The 13543-nt window shown below is 56.0% G+C and carries 8 protein-coding genes and 1 pseudogene; 6 read left to right on the plus strand and 3 right to left on the minus strand.

Annotated features, from left to right (window positions below; all coding sequences use genetic code 11):
- Positions 1-311: 311 nt before the first annotated feature.
- Together SSA02_RS04670 and SSA02_RS04675 are read left to right on the plus strand one after the other, a co-directional pair.
- Complete coding sequence (locus SSA02_RS04670; protein WP_186807678.1) at positions 312-2183, plus strand: Hint domain-containing protein; 1872 nt, start codon at positions 312-314, stop codon at positions 2181-2183.
- Positions 2184-2489: 306 nt separating this feature from the next.
- Complete coding sequence (locus SSA02_RS04675) at positions 2490-3245, plus strand: Crp/Fnr family transcriptional regulator (RefSeq protein WP_147092799.1); 756 nt, start codon at positions 2490-2492, stop codon at positions 3243-3245.
- An 80-nt stretch (positions 3246-3325) separates the two neighbouring features.
- Here the strand turns inward: SSA02_RS04675 and SSA02_RS04680 are convergent, their stop codons facing one another.
- The 3 genes from SSA02_RS04680 to SSA02_RS04690 form a co-directional block, all read right to left on the minus strand.
- The gene (locus tag SSA02_RS04680) at positions 3326-4357 is read right to left on the minus strand and encodes a methionine synthase (protein WP_147092800.1); all 1032 of its coding nucleotides are present in this window, start codon (positions 4355-4357) and stop codon (positions 3326-3328) included.
- Complete coding sequence (locus SSA02_RS04685; RefSeq protein ID WP_147092801.1) at positions 4354-5376, minus strand: putative oxygenase MesX; 1023 nt, start codon at positions 5374-5376, stop codon at positions 4354-4356. The genes SSA02_RS04680 and SSA02_RS04685 overlap by 4 nt, the downstream gene beginning before the upstream one ends.
- A gap of 353 nt (positions 5377-5729) precedes the next feature.
- Complete coding sequence (locus SSA02_RS04690; protein ID WP_147092802.1) at positions 5730-6602, minus strand: LysR family transcriptional regulator; 873 nt, start codon at positions 6600-6602, stop codon at positions 5730-5732.
- Positions 6603-7121: 519 nt separating this feature from the next.
- Here SSA02_RS04690 and SSA02_RS04695 point away from each other — a divergent pair.
- The 4 genes and pseudogenes from SSA02_RS04695 to SSA02_RS04710 all read left to right on the plus strand — a co-directional run bounded on the left by SSA02_RS04695 (position 7122) and on the right by SSA02_RS04710 (position 13529).
- Positions 7122-10934, plus strand: a complete 3813-nt coding sequence (locus tag SSA02_RS04695) for a glycosyltransferase (RefSeq protein ID WP_186807679.1) — start codon at positions 7122-7124, stop codon at positions 10932-10934.
- A gap of 413 nt (positions 10935-11347) precedes the next feature.
- Complete coding sequence (locus SSA02_RS04700) at positions 11348-12352, plus strand: hypothetical protein (protein ID WP_147092804.1); 1005 nt, start codon at positions 11348-11350, stop codon at positions 12350-12352.
- Between the two features lie 53 nt (positions 12353-12405).
- Positions 12406-12519: pseudogene (locus SSA02_RS12865) on the plus strand (IS5/IS1182 family transposase); the annotation flags it as partial.
- Positions 12520-12771: 252 nt separating this feature from the next.
- Positions 12772-13529 (plus strand): IS5 family transposase gene (locus SSA02_RS04710; protein ID WP_246103639.1). Its coding sequence is split into 2 segments (ribosomal slippage): positions 12772-13105 and positions 13105-13529, totalling 759 coding nucleotides; the frame shifts between segments, so codons are not numbered across the junction.
- Positions 13530-13543: the final 14 nt, after the last annotated feature.

Here is a 13543-nt window from a genome sequence, read left to right on the forward strand (position 1 = left end):
CCGAAGTTCTTCATTTTTGACATGTTATGTCGCGCAGGCGACAGAACGTCCTCGCGAAATGTGCGATGGACCGTCAGGGGCGTTGCGAGGGCTGGGTAAAGGCCGCTGCGTAAGCGAGAGCCAGAGTCCCGGCATGCAAATGCCAAGATAAAATCTCGAAGAGGTATCCGGTTCGTGCCTTCCCAGGCATCTGGAAGCCAGACCGGAGTTCGATTTTGCTTGTCGGTGGGTTGGGCGATCCCCGGATCCGATCCTGCCGCAGGGGCACTTCGCACATCCTTTTTCGACCTTGAACGGGAGGAATGAGGCAGGTGACGGACACGACATTCTGGATGAGCTTACAAAGCGGCTCCGGAACGACCAAGGAAGGCGAGACGAACACGTTCAATGTGAACAGCAACTGCACTGGATGCTGGGTCGCAGGGACTGCGGGGCAAAACGATCCGTTCAATGTCGACGGCACGCTGATTTTCAATCTCGCGGCGGGTGCGAGCGTCTCTCTGGGTGGATGGGGAGACGCGAGTTATCGTGGAGCCATCATCGGCCAGGGCGGTAAGGTCGAGGTCAACGGAAGCGGGCAACAGGGCACCGTCAACTCCGGAAACACATGGGACACGAGTGGATACTTCAATATCGCCGGGAAGACTTACAATAACGGAACTATAGATATAAATAATTGCACTCTGTATAACTGGAGTGGCGACTGGCACGGCACAAGCAGCATCACCGGATTCGGAACGATCAACCTGACGAATGTGACGCTTGCGAAAGACCAGTACGGCAATCAGGATTGCTACTGGTATTCCTCATTCGTCAACGTTCAAACCCAGACGATCAATCTCCAGAACTCGCAGATCAGTTTCGGCACAAAGAACGGCGACGGTTCGATCGACGGCGTCAGCATCAATTGCTCAGGCGGCAATAACTACATCGCTTTCAATGTGGGGATGCAGGACAACGTCAAGGGTCTGTCAATACGCGGTTTCGGCGGGGGCGATATCATCGATTTCGGTTCGCGCGGCTATTCCGACAACGCCACCTACGATCCCCAGACCGGCATTCTGACGCTCGCGACCTATAATGCACCCGGAAGTCTGGTCTATCTGCACATCGATATCGGGCTCGGATACGACCCCACGCAGTTTCATCAGGTAAAAACCTATACGGGTTCGAACGACTACGGCATCCAGTATGACGGGCCGGCTCCGTGCTATCTGGCAGGAACGCTCATCGAGACCGATACCGGCATGAAGCCGGTCGAAATCCTGCGCCCGGGGGATATCGTGCTCGCGATCGAAGGCGATCGTCGCATCGGGCGTCGTGTTCTCTGGGCGGGCAAGACCCGGATCGAGCGCGACGAACCTGCCGACCGGCGCGCATTGGCCACTGCGCCGGTCGTGATCCGTCGCAACGCGCTTGCGCCGGAGGTTCCGTTCAGGGATCTCCATGTGACAGCCGAGCATTGTCTCTTTCTCTCGGGCGGGTTCGTACCGGCCAGAATGCTGGTCAATGGAATATCCATATCCCACGATACCGAGCGCGGGAGCTACGATGTGTATCATATCGAGCTTGAAAAGCATTCCGTCATCAATGCCAACGGGGCGTTGTCGGAGTCCTTCCTCGATACGGGTCATGTCAGGCTCGGCAAAGCCGGTTCGAAAGTGCAGGAATGGGGCAGGGATTCCTGTCATCCCCTGCGTACGGACAGGGATTTCGTCGAGCCCCTGCACCGCAGGCTCATGTCTCTCGCGGGCGGTCGCGAGGAGCGCGCAGTTCAGAGAGCACCGCAGGAGATCGCCCTGCTCGTGAATGGCGCACGACGGGTCGCTCCGCTGCGTCGCAGTGGCAATACCGTGGTTTTCTCGCTCGAGGGTCCTGTCCACAGTTTGAGCCTGCTGGCAACGACGGTGGTCCCGGGTGAGAGTATCGGTCCTTATGTCGATGACAGGCGCGAGCTCGGCGTTCTGGTCGGTGAGATCCATCTTTTTTCACCGACCAGGACCGTCAGCTATACCAGACATCTCGAGGGCGGAGCGCTGCAGGGCTGGCACGATCACGAGAACACCACCTGTCGCTGGACCGGCGGTCGGGCGGAGCTGCCCGGGCTTCACAGCGATGGAGAATGCTGCCTCGTCTCGCTCGTGATCATGGATGGCGCAGTGCCGGATACTCTCGCCGCCTGATCGGCTCGCGGCCCGATCCGGCTCCTGTCCGGATCAACGGAAACACCCCCTTCCGCCGAAACTATCCGGAAGGGGGCGGGATCGGCCGTCTCGACTTGCTCCGGTATCGGGCGTTTCGGGCCGATCCGGATCCGCCTCGATCGCGCAAAATGCGCCGGGCAATGAGGGACAGGCAGGGTGATCGCAAAGCCGATCCCTGTCCCGAGCACCACCACGTGCCTCCCCCCCCTGTTTGAAGAAACAAAAAACGGGCCCGAACGCCGCCTCTTCCAGAAGGCAGGCGTTATCGGGAACGATGTATGGGAGATGGCTGAAAAACTTATGACTATTATCGAGGAAATCTGTACCCTCAATCCCTGGTTCGCGTCTCTGGACCCGGAGATACAGAAGGAGCTTTGCGAGGATATCTCCATACGCCCCCTGTCGAAGGACGAGTTTCTGTACCGGCAGGGACAGGCAATCACTCATATCGCCATCGTCCGGAGCGGATCTCTCTGGGCCGAGCGCTCGTCGTCGGAAGGGCGCAATCACGTCATGGCTGTGATGGGCCCCGGCTTTCTGGGGCATGTCGAATGGCTCGTTGCCGATACGCGCTCGCGATACGATGTCAGGGCAAGCAGTATCTCGGAGGTATTCATTCTGCCGCTTGACGGTATCCGGGCATGTCTCGCACGAAGCCCGGAACTGCAGCGCGGGGTACTCGAGCTGCTGGCCCGTTCTCATGCGCTTCTGGAGGAGTTCCAGTTCGTGATGGCCGTTTACGGCAATCTCGAGAAAGTCGCCTGGTTTCTGAGCATCGCCGTCAGCGGGTATTGCGGGCTGTGCAAGCCCAATCGCGTGGTTCCCGTCTCGCAGATGATCATCGCGGAAAACATGGCCATGTCGCGTCAGACGATCAACCGGATGATCCGCGAACTGAGCGACGCAAAGACGATCGTCGCGCGCCGCGAGCATATCGAGGTGCTCGATCCGGCGGCGCTCGACGGAATCTGTTCATTCCGTCAGGAAATGTTCCTGAGGGATTTCCCCGAACATCGTGATCTGCCCAGGGACGGAGGCTGAACAACGGAGAAGGGCGGTCGCCCTTCGAAAGCCGAAACGGATCCCGCGCCTGGATCGGCAGTCAGGCGCGGGATGTCTCGTCAGAGGCCGGTCAGGTCCCGGCGTACGATCGCGGCGCCTGCCGCGAGCGCGGCGAGCTTGCCGCGGGCCACGGTGCGGGAGAGCGGTGCCATACCGCAATTGGTGCAGGGATAAAGATCGTCTGCATCGACATAATTCAGGGCCTTCCGAAGGGTGGCGGCCACCTCTTCCGGAGTCTCCACACGATTGCTTGCGACATCTATGGCACCGACCATCACCTTCTTCCCGCGGAGGAGTTCGATCAGCTCCATGGGAACATGGGAGTTCTGGCACTCCAGCGACACAAGATCGATACTGGAGGCCTGCAGTGCGGGGAAAATACGCTCATACTGGCGCCATTCATCACCCAGGGTCTTTTTCCAGTCTGTATTGGCCTTTATACCATAGCCATAGCAGATATGGACGGCGGTACGGCACTCGAGCCCTTCGGTGGCCCGTTCGAGCGCGGCAATGCCCCAGTCATTCACCTCATCGAAAAACACATTGAAGGCTGGCTCGTCGAACTGGATGATATCCACCCCGGCCCGCACCAGTTCCTTCGCCTCGGCATTGAGAATGGCGGCGAATTCCCAGGCGAGTTTTTCCCGGCTCCTGTAATGGGTGTCATGAAGCGTATCGATCATGGTCATGGGGCCGGGCAGGGCCCATTTGATCGGGGCATCGGTTTGCGTGCGCAGGAATCTGGCATCGTCCACGAAAACCGGCGTCTCACGCGCCACCGCACCGATGACGGTCGGCACGCTGGCCCGATAGCGGTTCCTTATGGTGACGGTCTCGCGCCTCTCGAAATCGACACCGGCCAGATGTTCGATGAAGGTGGTCACAAAATGCTGGCGCGTCTGCTCGCCGTCGCTGACGATATCGATGCCTGCATTGTGTTGCTCGAGCAGCGAGACGCGCAGGGCGTCCTGCCGCGCCTCCATCAGTGCCTCGCCCTCCATCTTCCACGGTGACCAGAGAGTTTCGGGCTCGGCGAGCCAGGAAGGCTTGGGGAGGCTGCCAGCCGTCGAAGTCGGGAGGAGCTTGATCATGAGATGTGGCTTTCAGAACGTGTGAGGCTGGGCGAGGGACAGCGGTCGGCCTCCCGGAAAGACAGCCGCTCGAGCAGATGCGCATTCGGCGCAACGAAATACTCGGCAGCGAACCGGCCCTGCTCGAGGGCGAGGCGCGTGCGCTCCTCCCGGTCGTAGACGATACGTGTGTCGGAATAATCCCGCTGGGCGAGGCTGGGCGTGTAGCGGGATGCGGCCGCTGCATGCGCATTGTAGATTTCCGGCCGGTAGATGCGCTGGAACGTTTCCATCGTGCTGATCGTGCCGAAGAGCTCGAGCAGGGTGTAGTCGTTCAGCAGGTCTCCATAGAAATAGAAGGCCAGAGGTGCGACGCATCCGCGCGGCATGAAGTAGCGTGCCTGCATGCCCATTTCAGAGAAATAGCGTTCTGTGAGCGAAGTATTTTCGCAGACGTACTCGACACCGAGGGCCGGATGCCGGTTGGGGGAGCGGACATATGTTCTGTTTTCCGAAACGCTCAGGCAGATGACCGGCGGCTTCGGGAAGCGCGCCCTGTAGAGATCGGAGGCGATGAACGCCCGGAACATCCTGCCATGCAATACGCCAAAGTTTTCCGGCACGGAAAAACCGGACGCTTCACGATTATGCGTCGGCAGCAGCACGCTGAAATCGTAATCGCGCAGATAGGAGGAGAAATTATTTCCTGCGATTCCCTCGATAGTTCTGCCCGTCTCCCGGTCGAGAATGGTCGTCCTGAGAAACTCGATCGAAGGGAAGGGCGCGCCCGAACCCGCGACAGCCATCTCGACGGATACGATATCGAGCGCGAGCGCGTAGCGGAGACCTTCAGGATTGTCCCAGCGCGCGAGATCGTTGAGGCGTCCTTCGATCATACGCAGAACCGCACGCAAATTCTCTTCCCGGGCTTCTCCTCTGGCCAAATTGGCAAAATTTGTCGTCAGCCTTGTGCCGGGCGCGGGCGTGTAATCCTGGTCGAACCGGACGCTTTTGAGCGTGAACGTGAAGTCGCTGGTCATGAAAAGCGCAAATCCTCTGCTGGATCCTGTCTCGCGCTTCATGGTGCATATCGAGGCGCGGGGTGGGCCCGTTATCCGGCAGGGGGAGTCATGAAGACAAATGATTAAATATCGTCTTTCCATGACTTCTCGTCATGGTGCGTCTTCATCGTCGGGGTGAGCCGGAGGTGCGGGAAGGACGCTCGCGGATGAGCTGCGCGGGAAATGCGCTGCTCGGGAATATCCGAACCCGTCCTGCCGGGCACAGGAAGGCTCGAGCAAATACCGTGGCCGGTTCTCGCGGTCGGCCAAGGCACCCGGGCCTCGATACCCGGGCCTCGATATATGCCAGAGAGGTCTTCGCTCCGCGCGCGTCAGATATCGACCCCGGCGGCGAGCTGGATGAACCCGTCGAGAAAAGGCGGGGTCTTTCCGGCGCGATGCCCCAGATGGATCGATTTGAAAATGCCCTTCCCGATTCTGACGCCTGCCACATCTTTCGCCTTGCGCAGCAGCCAGTCCGGCGTCGCGCTGACTGCCCGCCGCGAAGCGACCAGACGCATCATCAGATCGGTCGTCTCGACAGTGCGGTGCCGGTAAGGCTCCGTATTGGCGGGCACCAGAAATTGCGTGTAGATATCCAGCCTCTCTTTCGAAACCGGATAGGTGATCAGGGTCTCGGTCGCGAGATCTTCAGGATTTGCGTGATCTTTCCGCGCCAGAGGATGATCTGACGCAACGGCAAGAACCAGCTCGTAATCGAAGACGGGAACGAAGGTCAGTTCTGGGCGCATGGTCGGATCGGGCGTTACGAGAAGATCGATCTCGCGACCGACAAGCGCGGAAAGCCCCCCGAACTGGAAGGCCGTGGTTACATCGAGCTCGACATCCGGCCAGGCCGAAAGGAAGGGATCGACCACCTGCATCAACCATTCCTGACAGGGATGGCATTCCATCCCTATACGGATCGAGCCGCACCGGCCGCGAGCATAATCCTCAAGTACGCTCGCACCCTGCTCGAGTTGGGGCAGGACCCGCTGGGCAAGCCCCAGCAGATACTCTCCCGCCTGTGTGAAGTGCAGCTTGTGCCCCTCACGCTCCAGAACCCTGACGCCATGCCGCTCCTCGAAGCGACGAATGGCATGGCTGACGGCAGATTGCGTCAGACAGAGCGCTTCCGCCGCCAGGGTGATGCTTCCCGCGCGCCGAACCTCCCTGAGAATAGCCAAAGGCTGGATATCGATCATGATTCCATGTTTCCCGTCTCCGCGCTCTTTCTTGCGACGTTTCCCGATCCCCATGCAAGAAGGCGCGCGCGAAGGGATATTCGGAACTTGGATGCGCTCGGCGCCATTGGCAGGACGATCACTTGTCGCACGTCCGCGTAGTCGGGGTTGGAGGGCGGCATTCTGGGTAGACACCCATCATGGGGGATAAGCTGTTTCGCAGAAAAGAACCAAGCACCAGGCGCGATCGGAAAAAAGTCGTGATCCGTCTGACGTTCGCAAAGACAGTAACGACACCTTGAGGATACACGACGGAGTTTCAAACGCAAGTAGAACCAGCATGGTGCATTACGATAAAACAACGGAGTTGCTTATCCTGCCAAAAATTCGATCTACACGATCCTTTTCATGTCAAAGCTTCAATAGGATATTACAATATCTTGTGACCGTCCGTTTGGCGAAAGGAACGGACTTTTCGCGATCAAAAAATATCGCTACGGTCAGAAAAGTTCTTATCTGAGTAACATGCGAGAAATCCGAATGGTCTTTTTCCCTTCCAGACGCCGCTCAAGGATCCGCTCCGCGAGGATCGATGCGGACCGGGCTCGAGATCGTGCCGATTGGGAAGCTGCGGCCACCGCCTATGGAAAAGTGCTGGAGTTAGATCCAGCACTCGCTGGAATTTGGGTCCAATACGGACATTCTCTCAAGGAACAGGGCCTCGTCGTCGATGCGGAAGATGCATATCGGCGAGCTTTGTCGTTGGAGGGAAACAATTTCGATACGTGCCTCCATCTCGGCCATGTCCTCAAAGTACAAGGGAAATACATTGAAGCCCTTAATGTTCTGGAGGCGGGCCTTAGGCTCAACAGCGATGAAACACGTTTAAAAACCGAGTTTGAAGATATTCGTTCCCTCATGGAACGTGAGCGCGCGCAACACCGGCTGGAAGAAAATATCGAAACCGTCGGAGGAGACGAAATCGTCTCGGGTTACAATAGGATATTGAAGGCGTTCGGAGACGAAAGCACTGTAAGATCTCTCGATGAGGTTGCTAAGCATGTCGGAATATCGAAGCGGGCTTTGGATATATTTGATCATGAGTACTATTTTGTGTCGAATAAAGGACCCGATCTTCCCGATTTAACATCTGAAAGGGCTTCGTGCCTTTACCATTTTGGAAAAACAGGTATCGACCATCTTCGCGCTATCGGGTTTGGTTACGAGTTCGATGAGGGTTTCTATAAAAAAACGTATTTGAACGGAGAGGCGAGGGACTCGAGAAGCGCTTATAGGCATTGGTTGCGGCGCGGGCTCATTGAGCAGATGTGGCCGAACGCGAAGAAATTTGCTGAAAGCCTCCTCGGTCCGGCAGCAGAATCCATCGAACATCTCGATCTGGATTACTATGCCTCTAAGCGGGGCCACGCGATCGAGCAATGGGGATGGGCTAATGCGCTCCGGGATTTTATCGAGATCGGTGTGCTCGATCATTCATTGTCGAATATCATAAACCGGGAAAACATCTTCGTTTTCATCGCAGTTGCTGATCGCTTCGCGCGCAGTGGGAATGATGATGCGGCTCTTTCGATATACGATCGGGTGTTGCGTGTGGAGCCCGACAACATCCATACTTTGCACAAAAGCAGTGATGTCCTCATTCGGAAAGAGTGCTTCCAGGCAGCGGCAAGGAATCTTGATACCGTCATAAAATCCTCCTCCCCCAGCCCTTGGGCGTTTCTTAATCTAGCTCATTGCGAGGCAAAACTCGGCCGCCTGGACGAAAGCCTGGAAATTACGAGACGCGCGATGCAAGCGTTTCCGGGAGATTACTCCATGCGAGAGCGTTTCTGGCGCCAGGCGCAGTCTCTTACAGAACACACCTGGCAAGATGCGGAAGCCGTTGCTGAGGCGAGCGGTTTTGCGGCCGCGCAGCGAAAAATCTACGATACGCATAAACATCTATCGCTTATGACGGCGCCTAAAAAGCCCGCAGCGCCCAAGCCAGTCAAAGCTGTTGCCTTGTACGCGAATCGACACCTCCCTCAGTGTACATTCTACCGTGTCGATCAGAAAGCGGAACAGTTGAAAAATGCTGGATTCGAAGTCAGGATATTCGACCAGGATCACGGTTTGCATGATTTTATGGGGGAGGCTCACAAGTTCCAGGCGGCGATATTTTATAGAGTTCCGGCCCTCCCCGATATCGTTCGGGCGATTAATTACGCAAAATCTCTCGGTATTGCCACCTTCTACGAGATAGACGATCAGATCTTCGACGGAGATCTCTATCCGCCGCCATTTGAAAATTATGCCGGTATGGTCACCAGAAACGATTACAGAGGTCTGGCGCTCGGCGTTCCCCTATTCCGTGTCGCGTTGGAAATGTGCGATTTCGCGATTGGTTCGACACCTGCACTCGTGAGCCAACTTGAGAGATGCGCACCCGGGAAACGTGTGTATATGCACAGGAATGGTCTTGATTCGAGACACAGGCGCGTCTACCTCGGAGCCGAACCCCGTTACGATAACGACAAGGTCACGGTCTTCTATGGGTCCGGCACCAAGGCACATAAAGAAGACTTCAATGATCTTATCGAGCCGGCGCTGATCGCGGCTCATAAATCCTATCCGGGCAAGATCCGCCTTCTCGTGTGCGGTTATATCCCCGACGTGTATCGTCTTCGCGCCTCCGGGGTGGAGATCGTCGAGATCCCGGGCATGCTGGAAGCGGAAAACTTTTGGACGCTACTGAGGTCTGCGGACATAAACGTTGCTGTACTCAAGCCCGGCAAACTCACGAATACGAAAAGCGAGATAAAGTGGCTTGAAGCAGCGATGCTCGGGATCCCGTCTATCGTCAGTCGGACCCAGACATACGAGGAGATTTTGACGGATCGTGAAGACGGCCTGCTATGTTCTACGCTTGCGGAGTGGGAGTCTGCGTTCAAATATCTGATTTCCTCACCAGATACTCGGCAAAAAATTGGGAGTAATGCGTTGCGCAAGGCGCTCGCGCGTTACTCGGAAGAGCATATGGAGCATAATATTAAGGCAGTGCTTGATGATGCCTGTGCTCGTAGGCAGGAAAAGAAAAAAAAGCGCATCCTGATCGTAAATGTGTTTTATCCGCCTCAGGCTATCGGTGGCGCAACCCGGGTCGTGCACGACAATGTGCGCGACATAGTCGAGGATTACAGTGACGAATTTGAGCTCGAAGTCGTCTGTTCTGTCGAAGGAGGAGACAAACCCTATCTCGTTCGCAGCTACTCACTGGACGGAGTGCGGGTACACAGCATTACGACGCCAGACAGGCCTGACATCGATAGAGTTACCGTCGATCCGGAGATGGGCGCCACTTTTGGTACACTCCTCGACGCAATAAATCCTGACGTCATCCATTTTCACTGTATTCAACGTTTGACGCTTTCGGTTGTAAATGAGGCGTTCACACGAGAAATCCCCTATATCGTGACAGTTCACGATGGTTGGTGGATCTCTCCAAATCAGTTTCTCCTGAACGACGTCACCGACAAAATCGAGGTCTTCGAATACAGCAAGGCGATGGAACGCATTACTGGAAGCTCTATCAAGGAGATGACTGACGCTGCCCTCATGTTTAGTGACAAACATGCGGCTTTGAAGTCCGCTTTTAAGGTGGCTTCGGTTTCAAAATCATTCGCGAAAATCTATGAGGGTACTAGTCTCCATAATGTGGTGACGATCGCCAACGGACTTCCGAAAATCCCACATATCGAGCGGTCAAGAAGAGACGATCACATCGTTCGTATCGGGTTCATAGGCGGAATATCGAAACACAAAGGATACAACTACGCAAGAAACTCGTTTATAAACACAAAGTTTCGTAACATAAGTCTCATCGTTATTGATCATGGGGCAGAGCCTGGATCTGTTCGTCATGAATGTTGGGGCGAGACTCCGGTCGAGTTTAGACCCAAAGTCAAGCAGTCTGAAATAGGCAATCTGTTCGCGGACATGGATGTTCTGCTCGCGCCCTCGATTTGGCCCGAGAGCTTCGGTCTGGTCACGCGTGAAGCAAATCTTTGCGGGGTCTGGGTCATCGCCTCTGATCGAGGAGCGATCGGAGAGGATGTGATTGACGGCGTAAACGGTTTCAAAATTGATGTCTCGTCACCAGAATCACTCGTCGCAGTCTTGTCGGAAATCGATGCGAACCCCGAGCGCTTCCTCGAATCGCCGCCGCGCCTGGAAAATCCGCGGCTCTCGAGAGCGCAGGCTAGAGAAATTGCAGCACTCTATCGGGAGGCGTGTCTAGCATTTCCGTCCCGTGCAGACGAAAGCTGCCGGCGGGGAGATCGTGCGCCCCGCTGAGTCGAAGGCCTCATTCGAGCCAACGCATGGAGAGTCCGTCGCGATGGCGCGAATGCGGCTCATCCTTCCCCGCGGAGCATGTGATTCTATTTTTGAAAAAATGACTCGAATTAGTGTTTCGGTCGGAAGGTTCGTTGGGATCGCTCAGAATCGATGGGGCTTTGCGCAAGTCTCGTTCGGGAGCGATCATCTGCGAATTGCCGTCTCTGCATTCTGGTAGGAGACATCGACAGGTTAGGAGATTGACAGTGAGAGCTAAGACGGTCCTCTGCTTATTGTTGTTGTCTTTCATCTCCTCTGCCTACGCGAGTGGGAACTCGCACGAGGAGAACGATACGTATAGTCGTTCCTCAAACAGTCCGGATCTTAGAAACGTCTCCGGATCGGAATTGAACGCAGATTCCGCGGCTAGAATGGCTTGTCCGATCGGCTCGTGTCCTCCGGAAAAAAGCAGATATGGCGCGGTTTATGCGAGAAAAAGCCTGCAGGGGGAAACCCGGTTTGACAGCGGTCAGGGAGAGATGATGCTCAATCTCGGTCTCCTTGTAGACAAAGGAGGCAGCGCTGGGCCCGTAATTTATGGAAAACTTCCTCTCTATGTCGGGGTTATGCAGACGGCTGGTGGAGGAACAGCTTGGGCCATGAATGCCAATTCCATTAGAAACGCCATTCCGGGTGGGAGGAATTCGTTCGGGGGCATGCCCGGCTCGGGCGTGCCTGGAAAACCGGGTGCCTTAGGCAATGTCAGCACAATTGGATTCGAAAACGATTTGACAAACTGGGATAAAGACTCAGCGCAGTCCGGAGCTTTCATTGCTTTATATTATGGTCATTTCCAAGGTTCTTTTTCCTCTAGCGCTTACTTCAATCTGGACGCGGTAATGGCAGGTGCGACTTACGGTGCCCATTACGGAATGTACTGGCAGAAATCTTCGGTGAAGGACATAACCTGGATGGATGCAAGTGGCTCAGACACCGGAATGGAATTTGTAGGGAAGCACGCCAGTAGCGTGTTCGAAGATAATAGTTCTGGCAACGTCTCTCTTCTCCTTAAAGGTCGTAAATCCATGGCCTCGATAATAGATGCGGGAAGCGCCAATTCGTCGTTCAACCCGACGGGGAGCTTCCGCCAAGCAACGATAGAAGATAAAAGTACTTCGCCTAGTTTCTTGGAAATATCTGGCCTACATTCCTCCGCCGCAATAAAAGACTCCACGGAAACCTTGAGTGACAACTTCTTTATGGCCATAAAAGCCAATCATAAAGTATGTCTCAATGGTCGATCCGTCTGTATATATTACAGCGAGACGGAAAAGATGGTGGTCGGTACCGACCCCGAAGGGCGACGAATATGGCATATAGACGATGCAGGTAACGCGGTTTTCGCTGGATCTGTAACGCCTCATGGCAAACCATGAGGCGAGGTTGACAGTCTATTTGGGAAGTTGGTGAAGTGTGATTCGAGCTGTGGATATGGGCACCAGAGCAGAGAAGTCGGATGTCTGGGATCAGCCGAAAGACGAAGCGCTATCCGTCTGATATGATGGACGAGGAGTGGGAGCAGATTGCGCGGCTGATGCCCGAAACCATGGCTCATGTGTTGTGACGTTGACGTGCTCCCTTTTTTGTATCCGTTCAAAAGGAGAGTTCCCTGCTTCTATGGGCTGATGGTGATGTGATGGCAACGCTCCTGGGGGCATGCCCCAGGAGCGTTGCCCGGCGATCTGATCGGGCGTCTTGCCACCGAGCTGCGAGTGTGGACGCATGGTGTTGTAGGCTCAGGACCCTTTACGAGACTGAGATGATGTGATTCGACGGTCAACGGAAGGAGAACCCGATGTCTGATCTGCCGATGCTGCCTATGAGCAAGATGCGCGCGTTACGGCCATATTTTCCGAAAACGCGCGGCCTGAAACGCGTAGATGATCGCCGCGTGCTGAGCGGCATCGTCTACGTGATCCGGCATGGCTTGCAATGGAAGGACGCGCCGTCGGGCTACGGTCCGCATAAGACGCTGTATAATCGCTTCATCCGTTGGAGCCGTCTTGGCGTATTTGCCCGGATCTTTTCCGCCCTGACGGGTAATGCTGGCGTTCCGGAGGAGTTGATGATCGACAGCACACATCTGAAGGCGCATCGCACTGCCGCAAGTCTGCTCAAAAAGGGGGTGCTGCGCGTCGGATCGGACGCACAAGAGGCGGCCTGAACTCGAAACTGCACGCCGTCTGCGACGGGCATGGCCGTCCAGTGGCGATGCTGCTCACCGAAGGTCAGATGAGTGACCACAAGGGCGCAGCCCTGTTGCTGCCACGCTTGCCCTCCGCTCGCCACCTGGTCGGCGATCGCGGTTACGACAACAATTGTTTCCGGCGCAATCTGACCGAAAGAGGCATCGAGCCATGCATCCCGTCCACGAAGAGCCGGAAAGTGCCGATCCCGTACGACAAGTCCCGATGTCGCCGGCGGCACAAGGTCGAGAACATGTTCGGCCGCCTCAAGGACTGGCGCCGCATTGCCACGCGCTACGACCGCTGCGCCCACACCTTCTTCTCGGCAATCTGCCTCGCCGCAACAGTCATCTACTGGACGCCGTAATGAGCCCTGAGCCT

The organism is Swaminathania salitolerans (assembly GCF_007988945.1).
GTDB classification, from domain to species: domain Bacteria; phylum Pseudomonadota; class Alphaproteobacteria; order Acetobacterales; family Acetobacteraceae; genus Swaminathania; species Swaminathania salitolerans.

Bases quoted from the DNA above. Each gene is read 5' to 3' on its own strand.
- SSA02_RS04675 (WP_147092799.1), top strand. From the start codon at position 2,490: ATGGCTGAAAAACTTATGACTATTATCGAGGAAATCTGTACCCTCAAT.
- SSA02_RS04680 (WP_147092800.1), bottom strand. From the start codon at position 4,357: ATGATCAAGCTCCTCCCGACTTCGACGGCTGGCAGCCTCCCCAAGCCT.
- SSA02_RS04685 (WP_147092801.1), bottom strand. From the start codon at position 5,376: ATGACCAGCGACTTCACGTTCACGCTCAAAAGCGTCCGGTTCGACCAG.
- SSA02_RS04690 (WP_147092802.1), bottom strand. From the start codon at position 6,602: ATGATCGATATCCAGCCTTTGGCTATTCTCAGGGAGGTTCGGCGCGCG.
- SSA02_RS04695 (WP_186807679.1), top strand. From the start codon at position 7,122: ATGGTCTTTTTCCCTTCCAGACGCCGCTCAAGGATCCGCTCCGCGAGG.
- SSA02_RS04700 (WP_147092804.1), top strand. From the start codon at position 11,348: ATGGCTTGTCCGATCGGCTCGTGTCCTCCGGAAAAAAGCAGATATGGC.